The sequence below is a fragment of the Agrobacterium sp. BT-220-3 genome, assembly GCF_025910175.1.
Classification (GTDB): domain Bacteria; phylum Pseudomonadota; class Alphaproteobacteria; order Rhizobiales; family Rhizobiaceae; genus Agrobacterium; species Agrobacterium oryzihabitans.
Genome location: NZ_JAPAIX010000001.1, coordinates 158,290 through 179,003 on the forward strand (window position 1 = coordinate 158,290; position 20,714 = coordinate 179,003).

The 20,714-nt window shown below is 58.7% G+C and carries 19 protein-coding genes and 2 tRNA genes; 10 read left to right on the plus strand and 11 right to left on the minus strand.

From position 1 onward, the window contains the following. Nucleotides 1–83 precede the first annotated feature (83 nt). From OK142_RS00775 to OK142_RS00800, 6 genes are all read right to left on the minus strand, one after another. Nucleotides 84–158 (minus strand) — tRNA-Glu (locus tag OK142_RS00775). A 470-nt stretch (nt 159–628) separates the two neighbouring features. Then, nucleotides 629–703, minus strand: a tRNA-Glu gene (locus tag OK142_RS00780). A 420-nt stretch (nt 704–1,123) separates the two neighbouring features. Beyond that, nucleotides 1,124–1,897 (minus strand): amino acid ABC transporter ATP-binding protein, encoded by a 774-nt coding sequence (locus OK142_RS00785; protein ID WP_003495874.1) that lies wholly within the window; start codon nt 1,895–1,897, stop codon nt 1,124–1,126. 11 nt (nt 1,898–1,908) lie between these two features. Continuing rightward, nucleotides 1,909–3,066, minus strand: a complete 1,158-nt coding sequence (locus OK142_RS00790; protein WP_082184291.1) for an amino acid ABC transporter permease — start codon at nt 3,064–3,066, stop codon at nt 1,909–1,911. 3 nt (nt 3,067–3,069) lie between these two features. Further along, nucleotides 3,070–4,266 carry an amino acid ABC transporter permease gene (locus tag OK142_RS00795; RefSeq protein ID WP_003495878.1) on the minus strand — a complete coding sequence of 399 codons (1,197 nt, stop codon included), beginning with the start codon at nt 4,264–4,266 and terminating at the stop codon, nt 3,070–3,072. 108 nt (nt 4,267–4,374) lie between these two features. Next, nucleotides 4,375–5,397 (minus strand): amino acid ABC transporter substrate-binding protein, encoded by a 1,023-nt coding sequence (locus tag OK142_RS00800; RefSeq protein ID WP_003495880.1) that lies wholly within the window; start codon nt 5,395–5,397, stop codon nt 4,375–4,377. Between the two features lie 374 nt (nt 5,398–5,771). Between OK142_RS00800 and OK142_RS00805 the strand changes: the two genes are divergently transcribed. Continuing rightward, nucleotides 5,772–6,959, plus strand: a complete 1,188-nt coding sequence (locus OK142_RS00805) for a cystathionine beta-lyase (RefSeq protein ID WP_498680699.1) — start codon at nt 5,772–5,774, stop codon at nt 6,957–6,959. A gap of 2 nt (nt 6,960–6,961) precedes the next feature. Here the strand turns inward: OK142_RS00805 and OK142_RS00810 are convergent, their stop codons facing one another. Next, on the minus strand, nt 6,962–8,131 hold the full coding sequence (locus OK142_RS00810) for an FAD-dependent monooxygenase (protein ID WP_498680700.1): 1,170 nt from the start codon (nt 8,129–8,131) through the stop codon (nt 6,962–6,964). A gap of 29 nt (nt 8,132–8,160) precedes the next feature. Next, on the minus strand, nt 8,161–8,406 hold the full coding sequence (locus OK142_RS00815; RefSeq protein WP_003495891.1) for a zinc-finger domain-containing protein: 246 nt from the start codon (nt 8,404–8,406) through the stop codon (nt 8,161–8,163). A 170-nt stretch (nt 8,407–8,576) separates the two neighbouring features. Between OK142_RS00815 and OK142_RS00820 the strand changes: the two genes are divergently transcribed. From OK142_RS00820 to OK142_RS00830, 3 genes are all read left to right on the plus strand, one after another. After that, the gene (locus OK142_RS00820; RefSeq protein ID WP_216331368.1) at nt 8,577–9,353 is read left to right on the plus strand and encodes an alpha/beta fold hydrolase; all 777 of its coding nucleotides are present in this window, start codon (nt 8,577–8,579) and stop codon (nt 9,351–9,353) included. A 143-nt stretch (nt 9,354–9,496) separates the two neighbouring features. Next, nucleotides 9,497–10,321 carry a serine O-acetyltransferase gene (gene cysE, locus OK142_RS00825; protein ID WP_082184288.1) on the plus strand — a complete coding sequence of 275 codons (825 nt, stop codon included), beginning with the start codon at nt 9,497–9,499 and terminating at the stop codon, nt 10,319–10,321. Between the two features lie 152 nt (nt 10,322–10,473). Next, nucleotides 10,474–10,677, plus strand: coding sequence for a DUF3126 family protein (locus tag OK142_RS00830; protein ID WP_003515356.1), 204 nt, complete (start codon nt 10,474–10,476; stop codon nt 10,675–10,677). 56 nt (nt 10,678–10,733) lie between these two features. Here OK142_RS00830 and OK142_RS00835 read toward each other — a convergent pair whose 3' ends face one another. Next, the gene (locus OK142_RS00835) at nt 10,734–12,128 is read right to left on the minus strand and encodes a cytochrome P450 (protein WP_498680701.1); all 1,395 of its coding nucleotides are present in this window, start codon (nt 12,126–12,128) and stop codon (nt 10,734–10,736) included. Between the two features lie 112 nt (nt 12,129–12,240). Between OK142_RS00835 and OK142_RS00840 the strand changes: the two genes are divergently transcribed. Further along, nucleotides 12,241–12,900, plus strand: a complete 660-nt coding sequence (locus OK142_RS00840) for a TetR/AcrR family transcriptional regulator (protein WP_498680702.1) — start codon at nt 12,241–12,243, stop codon at nt 12,898–12,900. Between the two features lie 92 nt (nt 12,901–12,992). Here OK142_RS00840 and fdhA read toward each other — a convergent pair whose 3' ends face one another. Next, nucleotides 12,993–14,183, minus strand: a complete 1,191-nt coding sequence (gene fdhA, locus OK142_RS00845; protein WP_035242797.1) for a formaldehyde dehydrogenase, glutathione-independent — start codon at nt 14,181–14,183, stop codon at nt 12,993–12,995. A 426-nt stretch (nt 14,184–14,609) separates the two neighbouring features. Here fdhA and OK142_RS00850 point away from each other — a divergent pair, with 426 nt between their 5' ends. Continuing rightward, a complete protein-coding gene (locus OK142_RS00850) occupies nt 14,610–15,212 on the plus strand; it encodes a serine O-acetyltransferase (RefSeq protein WP_498680703.1) in 603 nt (200 codons plus the stop codon). Nucleotides 15,213–15,260: 48 nt separating this feature from the next. Here OK142_RS00850 and OK142_RS00855 read toward each other — a convergent pair whose 3' ends face one another. Next, nucleotides 15,261–16,133 carry an ATP-binding protein gene (locus OK142_RS00855; protein WP_498680704.1) on the minus strand — a complete coding sequence of 291 codons (873 nt, stop codon included), beginning with the start codon at nt 16,131–16,133 and terminating at the stop codon, nt 15,261–15,263. Between the two features lie 207 nt (nt 16,134–16,340). On the opposite strand from OK142_RS00855, the gene yajC reads away from it, so the two are divergent. From yajC to OK142_RS00875, 4 genes are all read left to right on the plus strand, one after another. After that, nucleotides 16,341–16,688, plus strand: coding sequence for a preprotein translocase subunit YajC (gene yajC / locus OK142_RS00860; RefSeq protein WP_003495911.1), 348 nt, complete (start codon nt 16,341–16,343; stop codon nt 16,686–16,688). 81 nt (nt 16,689–16,769) lie between these two features. Next, complete coding sequence (gene secDF, locus OK142_RS00865) at nt 16,770–19,334, plus strand: protein translocase subunit SecDF (RefSeq protein WP_498680705.1); 2,565 nt, start codon at nt 16,770–16,772, stop codon at nt 19,332–19,334. Continuing rightward, nucleotides 19,334–19,726, plus strand: a complete 393-nt coding sequence (locus OK142_RS00870; protein ID WP_216331365.1) for an Mth938-like domain-containing protein — start codon at nt 19,334–19,336, stop codon at nt 19,724–19,726. The genes secDF and OK142_RS00870 overlap by 1 nt, the downstream gene beginning before the upstream one ends. Before the next feature lie 23 nt (nt 19,727–19,749). Further along, the gene (locus OK142_RS00875) at nt 19,750–20,595 is read left to right on the plus strand and encodes a phytoene/squalene synthase family protein (RefSeq protein ID WP_498680706.1); all 846 of its coding nucleotides are present in this window, start codon (nt 19,750–19,752) and stop codon (nt 20,593–20,595) included. Nucleotides 20,596–20,714: the final 119 nt, after the last annotated feature.

The window sequence follows — 20,714 nt, forward strand, 5'->3', positions numbered from 1 at the left end:
CGAACGGCAACGATGCGGGTCTTCATTCTCACGTATCGCGTGAGGAATTTTATGTAGAATGATGATTTTATGGGAAAAGCAAGTGGCACGCCCTAGGGGAGTCGAACCCCTCTTTTCAGAATGAAAATCTGACGTCCTAACCGATAGACGAAGGGCGCGTGCGCTTGTGGTGTGGCGCCCTTATAGTCAGGCTCCCGGTGGTCCGCAAGCGGAAAAATCGATTTTTTTCGCTTCATGACGAGTTTTTTTACGCGGGGCGGGAGCGCTGTGGAAAACCGTGATGGGAGAGGCCAAAGCTTTGAAATAACGGCTCTATCGCTGACTGATAAGGAGCGGTTTTTTGCTGGGTCAAACCAATGACGCGATTAATGAAGCCTTAGCTGGCTTCGATCGACCGTCGGTCTGGCAGCACGGAAATCCGGGAGGAGGGAAAGGCAAGCCGTATAATTTGCCCATTGGCATTTCGCCCGGCTCGCCTTCCATCGGGGGGACAGCATTTTAACGTACGTGTCGGCAATCGGTTCCAGCATCGCCATCGTCGCGACGGAAAATACGCGGATGCTCGACCGAAAAACGATTCTGGTAAATTACGCTATTGCATGTCTTGAAGGGAGAACACGAAGGCAAGTGGCACGCCCTAGGGGAGTCGAACCCCTCTTTTCAGAATGAAAATCTGACGTCCTAACCGATAGACGAAGGGCGCGTGCGCTTGTGGTGTGGCGCCCTTATAGTCAGGCTCCGGTTGGTCCGCAAGCGGAAAAATGCATGATTTGACAAAAAAATGACATGGGCCGCTACAAGCCCTGAAAAACAAGGATTCTTGTTTCGTAACAAATGGTTAAAGCGTCGGAGTGTCGCTGTTTTCGAGGCCTTTTTGCTTGGGGTCAATGCCGCAAGATGACGACTCAGCGCGGCTGTTGGCTGGATTGGAACCTAACAGTGAGGCAGTGATGAGGTAGAACGTGCCTGCCGTCATCCTCGCCCTTGAGGCGAGGATCCACTCTCCAGCCGCCCATGGATCCTCGCCTCAAGGGCGAGGATGACGGTGAGTGTGGCGTACTACTTCTGCAAAAAAAACGGGGCCTGAAAGGCCCCGTTTGATGATTCTTTGGTGATCGCAGCCTTAGTGCAGGATCTGGCTGAGGAACAGCCTGGTGCGCTCGTGCTGGGGATTGTCGAAGAATTCGGCGGGCGAATTCTGTTCGACGATCTGGCCCTGGTCCATGAAAATGACGCGGTTGGCGACCTGGCGGGCGAAGCCCATTTCGTGGGTCACGCACAGCATCGTCATGCCGTCTTCGGCAAGGCCGACCATGGTATCGAGCACTTCCTTGACCATTTCAGGGTCGAGCGCTGATGTCGGTTCGTCGAACAGCATGATCTTCGGCTTCATGCAAAGCGAGCGGGCGATCGCCACGCGCTGCTGCTGGCCGCCGGAGAGCTGGCCGGGGTATTTGTGGGCCTGCTCGGGAATCTTGACGCGCTTCAGATAGTGCATCGCGATTTCCTCGGCTTCCTTCTTGGGTGTCTTGCGAACCCAGATCGGCGCCAGAGTGCAGTTCTCGAGGATCGTCAGATGCGGGAACAGGTTGAAGTGCTGGAACACCATGCCAACCTCGCGCCGCACCTCGTCGATCTTTTTCAGGTCGTTGGTGAGTTCGATACCATCGACGTTGATCAGCCCCGACTGATGTTCTTCCAGCCGGTTGATGCAGCGGATCATGGTCGACTTGCCCGAACCCGAAGGACCGGCGATGACTATGCGCTCGCCCTTCATCACCTTTAGGTTGATATCGCGCAGCACGTGGAAGTCGCCGTACCACTTGTTCATGCCGACGATTTCGATTGCCACGTCCGTAGCCGAAACGGTCAGTTTTTTTGCTTGGGTTTCTGCCATTTGAGCGTCCCTTATCGTTTATGCCCGGTGTCGAGGTGCCGTTCCATGAACAGCGAATAACGCGACATGCCGAAGCAGAATATCCAGAATACGAAGCCTGCGAAAATATAGCCAGTCATCGCCGTGACGGGTGTCGCCCAGTTCGCATCCGATTGGTTGAGTGTGACAATGCCGAGCAGGTCGAACATGCCGATGATCGAGACCAGCGACGTGTCCTTGAAAAGCCCAATGAAGGTGTTGACGATGCCCGGAATGACGAGCTTCAGCGCCTGCGGCAGCACGATCAGCCGCGTCTTCTGCCAGTAGTTCAGGCCGAGCGAATCCGCCCCTTCATATTGTCCCTTCGGAATGGCCTGCAGGCCGCCGCGGATCACCTCCGCCATATAGGCCGAGGAGAACAGCGACACACCGACCAGTGCGCGCAGGAACTTGTCGAAGGTCCAGCCGTCGGGCAGGAACAGCGGCAGCATGATGCTGGCGAAGAACAGCACGGTGATCAGCGGAATGCCTCTGATAACTTCGATGAAGAGCACGCACAGCATCTTGATGACAGGCAGGTTCGACCGCCGACCAAGCGCCAGGAGAATGCCGAAGGGCAGCGACACCGTGATCCCGAAGAACGACAGGATCAGGGTCACCATCAGGCCGCCCCAGAGCTGCGTCTCCACCTTAGGCAAGCCGAAGACGCCGCCGATGAGCAGGAAAAACGCAATGAAGGGCAGGATGATGAAAAGCGCCAGCGCATTCAGACGCTTGAACGGCGCCTTCGGGATGAGCATGGGCACGAGCAAGATGGCGAATGTCACCATCACGAGGATCGGACGCCAGCGCTCGTCGAGCGGGTAGCGACCGAAGACGAATTGCCCGAGCTTGGCCGAAACGAAAGCCCAGCACGCGCCGGACTGGCCGTCCGGAAGAGCACCGCCCTGGGAGGCAGTGAGGCAGGCGATGCGATCGCTACCGGTCCACACCGCATCTATGAACAGCCAGTCGATGACTGGCGGCAGAAGATAGGCAAGGAACGCAATCGCAATAACCGTGAGGACGGTGTCCTTCGGCGTGGCGAAGAGTTTGGTGCGAAGCCAATGGCCGATGCCGACCGCGCTCGATGGCGCGGGTTTGGCATCCTCAATGGTGTGTCGCACGAAAGCGTGATTGCTGATCGTCATCGATTATCTCTCCACCAGCGCCATTTTCGCATTGAACCAGTTCATGACCACGGCCGTGAGCAGGGACAGCGAGAGATAGATGACCAGCCAGATCGCAACGACTTCGACCGCCTGTCCCGTCTGGTTCAGGATCGTGCCACCGATGGAGACGATGTCGGCGAAACCGACAGCGACTGCCAGCGAGGAGTTCTTGGTGAGGTTGAGATATTGGCTCGTCAGCGGCGGAATGATGATGCGCATTGCCTGCGGAACGACGATCAGACGTGTCGTCGTGCTTTGGCGAAGGCCCAGTGCTTCCGCTGCCTCGGTCTGCCCCTTTGCCACGGCCTTGATGCCGCCGCGAACGATCTCGGCGATGAAGGAGGCGGTGTAGAAGGAGAGCGCCAGAAACAGCGACATGAATTCAGGTGCGACGACCGCGCCGCCCGAGAGGTTGAACCGCCCGGCAATCGGATAGTCGAATGTCAGCGGTGAGCCAAGCGCGAGGAATGTCGCGAGCGGCAGGCCGATGATGAGAAGCGTGACCGTGATTCCGGTGCGGAACTGCTGGCCGGTTTTTTCCTGCCTCGCTTTTGCCCAGCGGTAAACGAAGAAACTGATGACGATGGCTACCAGGAAGGCGAGCGGAATGAGCCACGTGCCTTCGCCCCAGAGGGGCTTGGGAAAGAAGAAACCGCGATTGTTGAGGTAGCTTCCGAGCGGAAATTCCAGAGAATCGCGCGCCTGCGGCAGGACGGAAATGACGCCCTTGTACCAGAAGAAGATGACAAGCAGGGGCGGGATGTTGCGGAAGATTTCCACATAGGCCTGCGCGAGCTTCGAGATCAGCCAGTTGCTCGAAAGTCTCGCGATACCGACGATGAAACCGATGATCGAGGCGGCGATGATGCCGAAAAATGCGACCTGGATCGTGTTGAGAATGCCAACGAGCAGCGCCCGGCCATAGGTCGCATCGCTGGTATAGGCGATGAGCGACTGGCCGATATCGAAACCGGCTCTTCCGTTGAGGAAGCCGAAGCCGGATGAGATATTTGCCCGTTGAAGATTGGTGATCGTGTTCGTCACGATGACCCAGACGAAGGCGGTCAGGATGACGACTGTCAGAACCTGATAGAATATGCCGCGTATGCGTGGATCATAGATAAGTGACGACGCGCTTTGCGCGCGCGATCGTTGCGAACTGACCGCGTTGCCTGCCATAGGCACCTTTCCCTTTTATATGCTCTTTGCGAGCTTATTTATATAATTTCAAATGGAGGCTGGGCGTTGCCCAGCCTCCCTGCATGATCTAGCCGAGGATGGGGTCGATCAACGGACCGGCGGTGCGTATTGCAGGCCGCCCTTGGTCCAGAGCGCGTTCTGGCCACGCTCGATCTTCAGCGGCGAGCCGGCACCGACGTTGCGGTCGAAGACTTCGCCGTAGTTACCCACCAGCTTGACGATGTTGTAAGCCCAGTCGTTGGTCACGCCGAGGTCGGTACCGATCTTGGTGCCTTCTTCGGTGCCGAGCAGGCGCTTGATATCCGGGTTGGCGCTGGTCTTCTGCTCATCGACGTTCTTGGAGGTGATGCCCAGTTCTTCGGCATTGACCATGGCGTAGTGAACCCAGGTCACGATGTCGAACCACTGGTCGTCACCCTGGCGAACGGCCGGTCCAAGCGGCTCCTTGGAGATGACTTCAGGCAGAACGATGTTGTCGTCCGGGTTCTTCAGCTTGAGGCGGATGGCGTAAAGACCCGACTGGTCGGTGGTGTAGACGTCGCAACGGCCGGAATCATAGGCGGAGGTTGCGTCGGCTTCCTTTTCGAAAACGACCGGGTTGTACTGAAGATTGTTGGTCTTGAAGTAGTCGGCGAGATTGAGTTCGGTGGTCGTGCCGGTCTGAACGCAGACGGCGGCGCCGGAAAGCTCAAGCGCGGACTTCACGTTGAGGCCCTTCTTGGCGATGAAGCCCTGGCCGTCATAATAGTTGACGGTGCGGAAGTTGAAGCCGAGCGATGTATCGCGGCTGATCGTCCAGGTGGTGTTACGGGTCAGAACGTCGACTTCGCCAGACTGCAGGGCCGGGAAGCGGTCCTTGCTCGAAAGGGCGACAAACTTCGCCTTGGAAGGATCACCGAAAACCGCTGTGGCAATACCACGGCAATAGTCCACGTCGATACCGGACCATTCGCCCTTGTCGTCGGGATTTGAAAATCCCGGAATGCCCGCGCTCACGCCGCAGGTGACGAAACCTTTCGACTTCACATCCTGAAGCGTCGCAGCCGAAGCGACCGAGGCTCCTCCCAAAACTGCTGCGCCGATAGCGGCTGACAGAATTGCCTTTTTCATTTTTCCCAACCTTTGTTTGTTATCGTCAATGGAAGGGGACCGGCATCTTTGTTTTACCCCAGCTCCCCCTTCAGCAAGACCTTTTCGATCCGCTTTTTCTATCACAATCGCAATTGGCAGCGGGGTCAAGACGTGCCGGCAATAATTGTGCCTATAAAACGGAATTTTCCAAATTTTGGTCGGGAAGTGTGCAAAGGGTGAAAATATAAGCATATTTTTGCGAAAATTTGCACTTGCACGAATTTTGTATACTTCTTGTATGCTGCTTTGCTGTGCAGCAATCGACGCGCCGGCGATGCTTTGCGGGACTTGACCTCGCCGTTCGCTCTTAGCATTGTCGCTTGCGTCAATATCCCTTCGAAAGCTGATCTGAAATGACCAAGAAAAATGACCTGCTTTCCGCCGCAGGTGTGAATACGCGCCTGACCCATGGCGGCAACGATCCCGCGGACTGTTTCGGTTTCGTCAACCCCCCGATCGTGCGCGGCTCCACCGTACTTTTCCCCGACGCCGAGACGCTTTCGACTGAAAACCAGAAATATACCTACGGGACCCACGGAACGCCGACGACGGATGCGCTGTGCAATCTCGTCAACGAGCTGGAGGGTTCGTTCGGAACGATTCTCGTACCATCCGGTCTTGCTGCGATCACCGTGCCTTTCCTTGCCTATCTCGGCGCGGGCGATCATGCGCTGGTCGTCGATTCCGTCTATTTTCCAACGCGCCGCTTCTGCAACACGATGCTGAAGAAGCTCGGTGTGGACGTGGAGTATTATGACCCGGCGATCGGGGCAGGCATCGAGGCGCTCATTCGGCCGAATACGAAGCTCGTGCATCTGGAAGCGCCAGGTTCCAACACCTTCGAGATACAGGATGTCCGGCTGGTCACCGAGATCGCCCACAGGCACGATTGCGTCGTGACAATGGACAATACCTGGGCGACGCCGCTCTATTTCAAGCCGCTCGATTTCGGCGTCGATGTTTCCATCCACGCCGCCACCAAATATCCCTCCGGACATTCCGATGTCCTGATGGGGTTCGTCTCGGCCAATGAGAAGCACTGGAAGGCGCTTTATCAGGCCAATACCAATCTCGGCATCTGCGTGACGCCGGATGACGCCTATCAGATCCTGCGCGGCATGCGCTCCATGGGCATTCGATTGGCGCACCATCAGGAGAGCGCCCTCGATATCGCCACCTGGCTGGAAGGCCGCGACGATGTTATCAGCGTTCTGCACCCGGCCTTGCCGAGCTTTGCCGGGCACGAACTCTGGAAGCGCGATTTCAAGGGCGCGAGCGGCGTGTTTTCCTTCGTGCTGAAAGCGCAGGAGGGCAAATACAACCAGACGGCTGCGGCATTCCTCGATGCACTGACGTTCTTCGGGCTCGGTTATTCCTGGGGCGGATACGAATCGCTTGCCGTTTCCGTATCGCTTGTTGACAGGACGATTGCCAAAGGCCCGTCGGAAGGTCCGGTCATTCGTCTGCAGATCGGGTTGGAAGATATCGCCGACCTCAAGAAGGATCTCGAGGCCGGGTTTGCGGCGGCGGCTGGGGTCTAACCTCAGCCCTTGGCGCGGTAGCCATAAAGCCAGTCGAAGTCTTTCAGAAAGGCTTCCGTCGGACGTGTCGAAAAGACGAAGTCCCGGGCAAGACGGACAGGACCCGTGGCGTGATAGGCAAAACGATTGAGAGAGGCCCGCTTGCGGGCCTTTTCTATGCGCGGAAGGCGCAGGGCCTCGAAGGCGGCAAGGGCTTGCGGCACGGGCAGGGTCGTTCCGGCAAGCGTGCCCGCCAGTTCAAATGCGTCCTCGATGGCCATAGCCGCTCCCTGTGCCGCAAAGGGCATCATCGCATGGGCGGCATCGCCGATCAGCACCGTATCGCGGCCATTGTGCCAGCGTCCGGGACCGGCCTGATAAAGCGGCCAGAAGGTCGGATTTTCCGACGATGACAGGAGCCGGACGATATCCGGGCTCCAGTCGCGAAATTGCGCGAACAGCATGGCTTTCTGCTGCCCGCTCGATTCGGCCCGCCATGTCGCGCCGGGATCGGCACCGAGCGCGATGGCAACGATGTTGAAGCCGCCGACTTCCTTCAGCGGATAGGCAACGATATGGCCGCCCGAACCAAGATAGGCGGTGACGGCGCTCTTGTTGATGGCGGAAGGCACATTTTTTGCAGCGACCGTGAAGCGCCAGGCGACATTGCCGGAGAAGGTGGCGACGGGGGCAGAGGGGACGGCAAAACGGGCCGCCGACCACACGCCGTCCGCGCCGACGATCAGGTCGTGATCACGAAACGTGGTTGCGGCAATCCCATCCAGCGTCGCATTTTCCATGCGTTTGCCGAGATGCAGGCGGCAGAGTGGATTGCGGGTCACCGCATCGAGAAGTGCGCGTTGCAGCGTCGAGCGGTGGAGGACGCCGTAGGGTGCCCCCCAGCGTGTGCGGGCCACTGCGCCCATGGGCAGCGATAATAGCGGGGCAAGCGTTCTTCCCGATGCAAGATCGACGCTGACCGGCTCCGTCCAGCGTGCCTCGATCTCCGGCATCACGCCGAGTTCGGCGAGGAGGCGGGCGGCATTGGGCGACAGCTGCAGGCCGGCGCCGACTTCCGCCAGTTCACCGGCCTGTTCGATGATGTCTGAGCTGACGCCGTGCCGGGCAAAAGAAAGAGCCGCGGTGAGACCGGCGATACCGGCACCGACAATGGCTACGGATGTGATGGGCATGATGCGCCCCGATCAGAAGAGGTGGAAGCTCAGGCGGCCTTCACATGGAAGACGCAGCCCGGAGGGTTGGTCTGCTCGGCCTTCAGCGACGGATTGTAGCGGTAAAGGGTAGAGCAGTAGGAACAGACCTTCTCGTTGTCGTCGCCCATATCGATGAAGATGTGGGGATGATCGAAAGGCACCGAAGCGCCGGTGCACATGAATTCCTTGACGCCGATCTCGATTACGCTGTGTCCGCCATCGTTCTGGAAGTGGGGAATGGAATGCCCGGCCATGTTCGTCTCCAAATGCAATATCGTGGTTAAGCCGCAGATCGTCCTCGATCATGGGCTCATTGCTGCGGATATGTAGCCTCAAACGCATTGCATCTCCATAAAAATCGTCAGGAAAACATGTTCAAAATTGCGATTTCCTGCCATATGGTCCGGCAAAAAGGATGTCCTTGATGAATCTCAACACGCCGCAATTTTCCGATTTTTCCCATGACGGCCTTCGCCTTGCCTATTTTGACGAAGGCGATCCGGCGGGCGATCCGGTCCTGTTGATTCACGGCTTTGCCTCTAGCGCCAATGTCAACTGGGTGCATCCCGGCTGGCTGAAAACGCTCGGAGATGCGGGTTACCGGGTGATCGCCATCGACAATCGCGGCCATGGTGCAAGCGACAAGCCACATGATCCGGAAGCCTATTATCCGTCCGTCATGGCCGGTGATGCGGTGGCGCTGCTCAATCATCTCGGTATCGCGGAAGCCCATGTGATGGGTTATTCCATGGGTGCGCGCATTTCCGCCTTTCTGGCCATGGCCCATCCGGAGCGTGTCCGCTCGCTCGTTTTCGGCGGGCTCGGCATCGGCATGGTCGAGGGCGTGGGTGACTGGGATCCGATCGCTGAGGCGCTGCTGGCGCCCTCGCTCGATGTCGTCACGCATGAGCGCGGCCGCATGTTCCGCGCCTTTGCCGACCAGACGAAAAGCGACCGGCTGGCGCTGGCCGCCTGTATCGAGACATCGCGGGTTCTCGTAACCCGCGAACAGGCCGCAAAGATCGATGCCCCGACGCTGATTGCGGTCGGAACGAGTGACGATATCGCTGGATCGGGGGCCGAACTTGCGGCGATCATGCCGCATGCGCGGGCGATCGACATTCCCGGCCGTGACCACATGCTCGCCGTTGGCGACCGGGTGTTCAAGGCGGCTGTTCTGGAATTTTACCGCAGCCTTTGACCGGGGGCGGCAAGAAACGCTTTTTCACGCTGCATGAAGAAAAACTGAAGCCTTGCCGCCTTTAAAGTCGTCATTCGAATCCCATTTCTTATACACGTCTTTTTCTGTATAAAGAACGACCACTGCAAACGAGGAGACCATTCATGGTCGCACGTACCGAGGCCCGTCAGCCCGAACAGCTGGCGATCGTCGATCCGATCTGGGGCAGCCTGCTGCATGAAGCGCGTAGCGCCGCAGCGCAGGACCCGCTGCTGTCCGCCTTCCTTTATTCGACGATCCTCAATCACCGGTCTCTCGAAGAATGTGTGATCTATCGTATCTGCGAACTCCTCGATCATCCCGATATGCAGGCCGTTCTTCTGCGCCAGACGTTCCAGGACATGCTGGATGACTGGCCGGAATGGGGAAGCGTGCTGCGTGTCGATATTCAGGCCGTTTACGATCGCGACCCGGCCTGCACGCGCTTCATGGAGCCGCTGCTCTATTTCAAGGGCTTTCAGGCCATCCAGACACATCGCCTTGCCCATTGGCTGCTGCAGAAGGGTCGCCGGGATCTGGCGCTTTATCTGCAAAGCCGCTCGTCGAGCATTTTCCAGACGGACATTAATCCGGCTGCACGCATCGGCAAGGGCATCTTCCTCGACCATGCCACCGGGTTGGTGGTTGGCGAGACAGCTGTGATCGGCGACAACGTTTCCATCCTGCATGGCGTGACACTTGGCGGCACCGGCAAGGAGGGGGCGGACCGTCATCCGAAGATCGGCAATGGCGTGATGATCGGCGCAGGCGCGAAAATCCTCGGCAATATCGAGATCGGCAGCTGCTCGCGCATCGCCGCCGGTTCGGTGGTGCTGAAACCGGTCCCGCCGAAGACCACCGTTGCCGGTGTGCCGGCGCGGGTGGTGGGAGAAGCAGGGTGTTCGGAACCCTCGCGCCTGATGGACCAGGTCATCGGAGCCGATATCTGACGGGTCCGATATGGTCTTAATCGTCCATGTGGAACACGACGCGTGAAAGCCATGGCCTGTGAAAGACACGGGGCAATGTGCCGCTTTCACTTTACTTTGGCCTTTGTCCCATGCCAAAAGCGGCGCAACGCGAACCGCACAGGAGAATAGTGGTGAAAGCCGACGAAATCAAAAAACTCGACGCCTATTTCAAGCGCACCTTCAATGAAAAGATGGTTGTGAAGGCGCGTCCCCGCAAGGACGATTCTGCCGAAGTTTATCTTGGCGAAGAGTTTCTCGGCGTCGTCTACATCGATGACGAAGATGGCGACCGTTCGTACAACTTCTCCATGGCGATCCTCGACGTTGATCTCTGATCGTCACCATTTGGTGACAGGTGGGTTTCTTCAGGATTAAAATTGCCCGCGGTGGTTCACGTCGCGGGCAATTTGTTTTTTCGGTGCTTGATCTGCATCATCAGGCGGTTTTCCGGTCGCAATGTCACTCTCATCAGCGGCTCCGCCGCAGCCGCGGACCTGTTTTCAAGGTGAACCGTCTGCAGGAGAACGGCAAGGATCGCCACGGCCTCCATCATGGCAAAGGCATTGCCGATGCAGATGCGTGGGCCGGCTCCGAAGGGCATGTAGGCATAGCGGTGGCGCGCCTTGACCTTTTCGGGCTCAAAACGTGACGGGTCAAAGCGTTCGGGTTCCTCCCATAGCGCCGTGTGCCGGTGGACGGCATAGATCGGTACATAGAGAACGGTTCCGGCCGGAATATCGTGCTCGCCGAGCCTGAAATCCTGCAACGTCGTGCGGGTGATGACCGGGGCAGGCGGGTAAAGCCGCATTGCCTCCGAAAACACCTGCCGGGTGTAGGTCAACCCGGCGATATGGTCTGCCGTGACCGGCTCTCCGGCGGTGACGGCTTCGATTTCTTCGATGACCCTCGTTTCCACATCGCTGTTTTGCGACAGCAGGTGGAACGTCCAGGCGAGGCCGAGCGCCGTCGTTTCATGGCCGGCGGTGATGAAGGTCAGAAGATTGTCGATGATTTCCGTGTCGCTCATCATGCGTCCGGTTTCCGGATCCCGGGCTTCCAGCAGCATGGAGACGAGGTCGGTTCTCCCGGTCGGGTTCTTTCGCCGCCCGGCGATGACCTTTGCAAGGCTGGCGCGCAGATAATCGACGGCGGCGCGGGATTTGCGCCGGCCGGGATGGGGCAGCCATTCCGGCGCACCCAGCATGGCGAGAGCGAAAGTCCAGCCTGTCGGTCTCAGATAGTCGGTGATGCTCTGTTCGACGCGCGCGATATCGATGCCGTATCCACCGGACATCATGGTTTCGACGATGATGTCGAATGTGGTTCGCATCATTTCATGGCCGATATCGATGTCACCGATGGAGGGGGAGCGCCAGCGTGTTTCCGTGCGCCGCGCCGTCTCGATCATGACCGGCAGCAGCTCCAGCAGTTTTTCATGCCGGAAGGCGGCGGATACGGATTGCCTTTGCCATTTCCAGTGGTCGCCATCGGCCGTCAGGAGACCCTGCCCAAGCGCGGGGCCGAGCACCCGGCGTACATCCTCGCCCTTTCCGAGCAGATGGGCGTTCTTGACCAGGGCTTCGTGGATCAGCACGGGGTCGGCGAGGTGCACACGCATTGTGCCGCCAAGACGGGTGAAGACCGCCGGTTCGCTGAAAATATCCGGTGGCAGCGCCTTTAGCGGGTTACGCACAAGGGAGATTGCCAGACGCGCGGCGGCGAGTTTCGATATGGGTTCTGCTGCGGCAGATGATGTGGACGGTGTGTGGAGGCTGGTTCCGGTCATTGACAGCTCCTTCAATTCACGTTTGAACAACGGGATTTTGCTGTTAAGGTGCATACCTTATTTTAGATATTTAAGGTGCATGCCTTAGGTTTCAATGGCGAGGCAGGATTTTATGAAGAGCAACGAGGCAAAGCGACCACGGAAACGGCACACGCGCGACAGGATTCTGGATGCCACCCTCGACCTGTTCAACGATCGCGGGCCTGATCGCGTAACGACTGCCGAAATCGCGCTTGCGGTCGATATCAACGAGGGCAATCTTTATTATCATTTCCGTACGAAGGAATTGCTGGTCCTCGCGCTGTTTGCGCGGTTCGAAGCCGATGCGATGGTGCTTGTCGCAACCGTTGATGGGGCAGACGAGGGGGCAGCGGCCACCTATGCCGGCTTTCTGCGACAATGGTTCTCGCTGGTGTGGAGTTACCGCTTTCTGTTTCGCGACCTCGTCGGCCTGGTTGCGCTTGCACCGGCGCTGGTGGAGCCGGTCAGGACCATAAGTGCTGCCATGCGGCTGGCGGTCGGTGACATTGTCAGCCGTATGCAGAAAGCAGGTCTGGTGGATATTCCCGAAAGCGAGCACGATGCGGTCCTGACGAACCTATGGATCGTTTCGACCTATTGGGCGGCCTATCTCAACCTGCAGGAAGGCGTCAGCGAATTCGGACAGCAGCAGCTGGACTGGGGGCTGCAGCAGGTTTCCAGCCTGTTCAGGCCCTATCTTTCTGCCGAAGCGAAGGCCGAGCTTGAAGCACTTGTTGAAATCGAAGCTTGATATCTCCGGCTGGAGACATAGTCTCGTCGCAAAAAAAGCCCGCGACGGTATGTGTCGCGGGCATTTCGTCGTAGGACCTGATTGAGGGAGGCTCAGGCGGCCTTCAGGAGATCGCCATGCGGGTCGAGAACGAACTTGGTTGCCGCGCCCTGATCGAAGCTTTCATATCCCTGCACGGCGTCATCGAGTGCGATGATCTTGGCGTTGACGATATCGGCAATAGGCAGACGGTCATGCAGGATGGCCTGCATGAGCTGACGGTTATACTTCAGAACCGGCGTCTGGCCGGTATGGAAAGACTGCGCCTTTGCCCATCCGAGACCGAAGCGCAAAGACAGGCTGCCCTGTTTTGCCGCGGCGTCGACCGCACCCGGATCCTCGGTGACATAAAGACCGGGAATGCCGATAGAGCCGGCAGCGCGGGTGATCTCCATCATCTGGTTGAGAACGATGGCCGGCTGTTCGCCGCCGGAATGGCCGCGTGCCTCGAAACCGACGGCGTCGATGGCGCTGTCCACCTCATTGGTGCCGACGATCTGCGCGATCATGTCGCCCAGCCGGTCGCCCCTGGAAAGATCGACGGGTTCGAAACCGACCCTTGCGGCATGCGCTAGGCGATCCTTGTTGAAATCGCCGATCATGACGACGGCGGCACCGAGGATACGGGCGGAGGCGGCAGCCGCAAGACCGACCGGGCCGGCGCCCGCGACATAGACCGTCGAGCCAACACCGACGCCCGCCTTGACTGCACCATGGAAGCCGGTGGGTAGAATGTCGGACAGCATGGTGAGGTCGCGGATCTTGGCCATCGCCCTGTCGCGGTCGGGAAACTTCAGGAGGTTGAAGTCGGCATAGGGGATGGTGACATAACGGGCCTGTCCGCCGATCCAGCCGCCCATATCGACATAGCCATAAGCGCCACCGGCGCGCGATGGGTTCACGGTCAGGCAGACGCCGGTATCCTGCGACTTGCAGCAGCGGCAGCGGCCGCAGGCAACGTTGAAGGGCACGGAGACGATATCGCCGATATCAAGCATTTCGACGTCGACACCTTTTTCGATGACTTCACCGGTGATTTCATGGCCAAGGACGAGGCCCGGCATTGCCGTGGTGCGGCCGCGCACCATATGCTGGTCGGAACCGCAGATATTCGTGGAAATAACCTTGAGAATGACACCGTGCTCGATGCGGCGGCCATCCGGCGCCTCCAGCTTCGGGTCGTCGATGTCTCGGACTTCGACCTGGCCCGGCTTCAGATAAACGACGCCTCTGTTCCTGCTCATATCCATCTCCTCCTTGGGTTTGAACATCAATGCCGACCCGCTCCTCCGCAGGCAGGATATTGTCGAACTGCACGGACGAACCGGTGACGGCTCGCATGCGATCTCTCGGCGCAGGGATGGAAAGGGGAGCACATGGAGCGTTTCGAAAAGACGCCGCACCTCCTGATCGTCCGCCGCCGCAATCACCGGCATTTCGCCGGTTTTCCGGTTCCACCTCGCTGAATTGACGGGATGGTGCCGGATGCCTGCAGCAAACCATGTGGCGGGCGAGGTGACGTTCGGGAATACGACACCCTCTGTAGCCTTAACGACACGCGTGTTCACGTCAGCAGCAACAATTGCCGTCTCGCAGGCACGGCATCGATACTCTGTTGCAAGTTGCGCTCGAGACGATAAATTACCTTTTTATTATTTAAGGATTTTATTGTGATCATTTTTAAAAAAATCTGTTTTGCAGTATCGGCCCTGTCCGTTACGCCGCACCTGGTCCTGCTTTTTATGGCAAAACCCGGAAACGCGATCTTCCGGGACATCGAGGCGTGGAGCGAAAAACTTCTTCGGAGGTCATCGACGCAGCGGGGTGATCTCATGCTTGATGCAGTGAGATTGCTGACCGGCACAACCGAGTTTCGCAACCTTTTTTATTATCGGCTGCCGAGGGCTCGTTTTTTCAAGTTTCTGGCACGGCCTGAAAATACGCTGCACATTCTCACCCCCGATATCGGCCCCGGCCTGTTCATCCAGCATGGGTTTGCAACGATCATATCGGCCGAGTCGATCGGCGCCAATTGCTGGATAAACCAGCAGGTCAGCATCGGTTACACCAGCTCGGCCGGCGCACCCAAGATTGGGGACAACGTTACGATAAATGCCGGCGCCAAGGTGCTGGGAGACATTACCGTGGGTGACAATGCCAAAGTGGGTGCGAATGCGGTTGTCATAAAAAACGTTCCGTCCGACTGCACCGTCGTCGGCGTTCCCGCACGCATTGTCAGACGTGCGGGACTGAGGGTGGATGAGGCGCTTTAAGGCCTGACCCGTGCGGGACAAATTCGCTCCGGGCCCTTTGATCGCAGCCTATCGGTCGATCGATTTTCTCAGGCGGCCTGCGGCATCCTGAATATATTGCCAGGCGACGCGGCCGGAGCGGCCGCCGCGTGTGGTCGCCCATTCCAGCGCCTCGTGATGAAGGGTTTCGCGATCGAGCCCCAGATCGAAATGCGCGGCATAGCTGTCGATCATCGTCAGATAGTCTTCCTGTCCGCATTTGTGGAAGCCGAGCCAGAGGCCGAAGCGATCCGAGAGCGAGACTTTCTCTTCCACCGCTTCCGAGGGGTTGATGGCCGTCGACTGCTCGTTTTCCATCATGTGGCGCGGCAGAAGGTGGCGGCGGTTGGAGGTGGCGTAAAACAGGACGTTGTCCGGCCGTCCCTCGATGCCGCCGTCAAGCGCCGCCTTCAGGGATTTGTAGGCCGTGTCGTCGTGATCGAAGGAGAGGTCGTCGCAGAAGACGATGACGCGTTCACCGGAGGCCTTCAATATGTCGAGCAAAGCGGGCAGGGTGTGGATATCCTCGCGGTGTACCTCGACCAGCTTCAGGGGAACACCGCTTGCGGCGCGCACATCTTCGTGAACGGCCTTGACCAGCGAGGATTTGCCCATGCCGCGCGCGCCCCAGAGCAACACGTTGTTGGCCGGAAAACCATCGGCGAAACGCAGCGTGTTTTCATGCAGGATGTCGCGTACATGATCGACGCCGCGAATGAGCTTCAGCGCGATGCGGTTGGGCCGCGAGACCGGCTGGAGGAAGAAGTTGACCGGCGACCAGACGAAACAATCCGCCGCATTCCAATCGTTTATGGCCGGCGCCGGGCCAGCCAGCCGTTCCACGGCAACGTTCAGCCTACGCAGTTCGGCAAGAAGCAGGGTGGCCGTCTCTTCTCGAATCATGGTGTTTCTTCCGCTTATCTGGTGTTCAAAACGATGTTTTCGGCCCGGCCTAGCATGGCGTTTCCGGCCCATAAAGGTTAAGAGGTCCGGAATCGGTACGGCGGGGTCCCTGCATCTGTTGCAATCCCGGCGTTCCCCACTATATTCCGGCGGCTTGAAAGCTGGGGCGGCATACGAGGTCGTGCCGTAATCGTTGAGGAGTTTTATATGTTCATTAGTCAAGCTTTTGCCCAGGACGCAACGGGCGGCGCATCGGCCTTCGGGTCTGGCCTTGAAATGCTTTTCCTGTTTGCGCCGCTTATGGTGGTCTGGTACTTTTTCCTGATCCGTCCGCAGCGCGCGCAGATGAAGAAGCGTCAGGAGACGCTGACCAGCATTCGCCGTGGCGATCAGGTCGTTCTCGGCGGCGGCATCGTCGGCAAGGTGACCAAGGTCATCGACGACAATGAACTCGAAGTCGAAATCGCAGAAGGCGTGAAAATCCGTGCCGCTCGTGCCTACATTGCCGAAGTACGCGTGAAGGGCGAAGTGGTCAAGACGGAAGCCGCTTCCTGATCCTGCCGGATAATTGAACGTCCGCTTCCGAATTTGACGGGTTGCGTCATCAGCGCAACCCCAACCCTGACCGAGATCGAAATGCTTCATTTTTCCCGTTGGAAAACAGTCTTCATCTGGCTGCTTGTGCTGGCAAGCGTCTTTATCGCGTCTCCCAACCTGTTTTCGGACAAACAGCTGGAGGGCATGCCTGCCTGGTACAAGGACAACAAGGTAACGCTCGGTCTCGACCTTCAGGGCGGCTCGCACATCATGCTCAAGATCGAGCGTTCCGACATTGTCAAGGAACGGCTTGAAACGATCGTCGGCGATGTGCGCACCCAGCTTCGCGACGCCAACATCCGCTATTCGGGGCTGACCGGCAACGGCCAGCTGATCCAGGTTCGCATCAGCGACCCGGCACAATACGAAGCCGCCAAGAACGCGCTTCGCGACCTGACGCAGCCGGTGTCCGCCGGAACGCTGGTCGGCGGTTCCATCACCGAAGTGACGATGAACGACGGCGGCGACAATCTGCTGCGGCTCAACCTCACGGATGAAGGCATCGATTACCGCCTGTCTTCGGCCGTGTCGCAGTCCATCGAAGTCGTGCGCCGCCGCGTTGACGAAGTGGGCACCACCGAGCCGCTCATCCAGCGTCAGGGTTCCGACCGCATCATCGTGCAGGTGCCTGGCCTTCAGGACCCACAGCGCCTGAAATCGCTCCTCAACCAGACGGCAAAGCTGTCCTTCCGCATGGTCGACACCACCATGCCGGTGCAGGAAGCCATGAACGGCCGTCCGCCCGCGACCTCTGAAGTTCTCTATTCGCAGGATGATCCGCCGGTTCCCTATCTGGTGGAACGCCGTGCGCTGGTTTCCGGCGACAATCTCGTCGACGCGCAGGCAAGCTTCAACCAGCAGACCAACGAACCGGTCGTTACCTTCCGCTTCGACAGCCGCGGCGCGCAGCGCTTTGCGCAGGCGACGCAGCAGAATGTCGGCAAGCCTTTTGCCATCGTGCTCGACAACCAGGTCATTTCCGCACCTGTTATCCGCGAGCCGATCATCGGCGGTTCGGGACAGATTTCCGGGAACTTCTCGGTTCAGGGCGCCAATGACCTTGCGGTGCTGCTGCGCGCGGGTGCGCTGCCGGCCACGCTGACCGTGGTCGAAGAACGCACCGTCGGTCCGAGCCTTGGTAACGACTCCATCACCGCCGGCCTGACGGCAAGCGCCATCGGCGCCGTCGGCGTCCTCATCTTCATGTTCGTCTTCTACGGCTTCTTCGGCCTGCTCGCGAATATCGCTCTCATCGTCAACGTCGTCATGCTGCTTGCGGTCCTCAGTGTGATCGGATCGACACTGACCTTGCCCGGTATTGCCGGTATCGTCTTGACGATCGGCATGGCGGTGGATTCCAACGTTCTGATCTATGAGCGAATACGCGAAGAGGTGAAGAGCGGCAAACCGCTGATCCAGTCACTGGATAACGGCTTCACCCGCGCCTTTGCGACCATTATCGACGCCAACCTGACGACACTGATCGTGGCGAGCGTGCTTTTCTACATGGGCACCGGTCCGGTCAAGGGTTTTGCCGTTACGCTCGCCGTCGGCATCATCACCACCGTCTTCACGGCCTATACGCTGACGGCATGGATGTTCGGCTACTGGGTTCGCCGCAGCCGCCCGAAACATCTGCCAAAGGGTGTGCGTACCGCCATGTTCGATGGCCGCGACATTCCCTTCATGCGCTATCGCCGCGTGGTGTTCATGATCACTGGCGTGATCATGCTCGCCTGTGTCGGCGGTTTCGTTGCCAAGGGCCTGAACCTCGGCATCGACTTCCAGGGCGGTTCGGTTATCGAAGTGCGCGCCAAGCAGGGTGAGGCCGATCTCGCCGATATTCGCGATCGTCTGAACCAGCTGAACCTCGGTGAAATCCAGGCGCAGAACTTTGGCACACCGCAGGATGTTCTCATCCGCATTCAGGCGCAGGACGGCGGTGAAAATGCCGAGCAGTCCGCCATCACCATGGTGCGTGGCGAGCTTGAGGACAAATATGACTTCCGCCGCGTGGAAGTCGTCGGTCCTGCCGTTTCCGGTGACCTGACCTTCACCTCCACGATCGGCGTTGTGCTCGCCATGGCGGCGATTATGGTCTACATCTGGGTTCGCTTCGAGTGGCAGTTTGCACTCGGCGCGGTCATCTCGATGGTTCATGACGTGGTCTTCACCATCGGCCTCTTCGTCTTCCTGGATATAGAGTTCAACCTCACCAGTATCGCGGCGATCCTGACGATCATTGGTTATTCGCTGAACGACACCGTCGTCATCTATGACCGTGTCCGTGAAAATTTGAGGCGGTACAAAAAGATGCCGCTGTCGATGATCATCGATGCGTCGCTGAACCAGACCCTGTCGCGCACGATCCTGACTGGTCTGACTGTCCTTCTGGCGCTTCTGGCACTCTACCTCTTCGGTGGCGAGGTCATCCGTTCCTTCACCTTCGCCATGCTGTTCGGCGTCGGTATCGGCGTGTTCTCCTCGGTCTATATCGCGGCTCCGGTGCTGATCGCCTTCAAGCTGCGTCCTGATAGCAAGGATGCGGAAGACGAGAAGGATGAGAAGTCCGGCAACGCCATCGGCGGCAAGCCTGCCGTCTGATGGCCGGCGGGATTGAAATACGCCCGGCCCATTTTCCCGGCCGGGCGCCCATCGATGCCTATGGCAATGGCGGTTTCCGCTTTGCCGACATGTCGCATCGCGGCTCGCTCCTGCTCCTGCCTTCCGGCATTTACGGCTGGAGCCCGGTCGATGCGAAGGAATTCACGCTCGAGCATTTCGACAAGGTTCTGGCTGAAGCGCAGGATATCGAAGTGCTTCTGATCGGCACGGGCGATGGCATGCGGGTTTTGCCGAAGGAATTGCGCGCGGCCTTTAGGGATGCGGGCATTTCGGTTGATCCCATGAGTACGGGGGCTGCCGTGCGCACCTATAATATCATGCTTTCGGAATCGCGCGCCGTGGCTGCGGCGCTGATTGCCGTCGAAGGCTGACAGGACGTTTCGCGCGGGGAACCATGGCACCCACAGAAGATCTTGACGTCTGCCTCGCGACGCTGCGCGACACCGATCGCGACCGCTATCTCGCATGCCTTCTGTCGCCGGCCGACAAGCGTGCGTCTCTGGCTGCGCTCTATGCCTTCAACGCCGAAATCGCCCGCATCCGCGATTCCGTTCGCGATGCGCTGCCCGGCGAAGTGCGCATGCAATGGTGGCGCGATCTTCTTGACGGCAATCCGCATGGTGACAGCCAGTCTCATCCCGTTGCCGCCGCTCTTTTGACCGCAATCGAGCAATATCGCCTGCCGCGGCCGGTGCTCTCCAATATGATCGAAGCGCGCATCTTCGATCTCTATGACGATCTGTTTGAGGATCGCAACGCGCTTGAAGGTTATGCCGGGGAAACCGCCTCCGCCCTCATTCAACTCGCGAGCCTTGTGCTTTCACCCGAAGATGCGTCTTCGAGCGCGGAGGCGGCGGGACATGCGGGGGTGGCGCAGGCCATGGCCGGCATCCTGCTCCTGATGCCGCTGCACCGGCGGCGCGGGCAGGTCTATATTCCTGCCGACATGCTGGCGGCTGCCGGGCTTGATCGGGAGACGTTTCTTGAAGGCCAGGACAGGCAACGCATCGGTATCGCCATCGAGATTTTCGCGGCGCATGCTTTGGACCATATTGAAAAGGCAAGACGCGTGAAGATTTCCAGAACTGTCTTTGCTGCCTATCTGCCCGTCGCTTTGTCAGGCCCGGTCATCCTCGCCGCCCGAAAGGCGGGAGCGGGCGTGTTCGAAGGCGAGTTGCAACTGTCGCAGCTACGCCGGCAATGGCTGCTGGCAAAGGCGTCTTTCCTCAAGCGTTTCTGATTCCCCAAGCCGCGCGCGATGCGAATGAATCGACGCCGATTTCAGGAAGCCACACTTCACGCAAGCCACGATCTTTATGAACCGAAACCGGGTTCGCATCGTTTCGATTCGCGAATCGT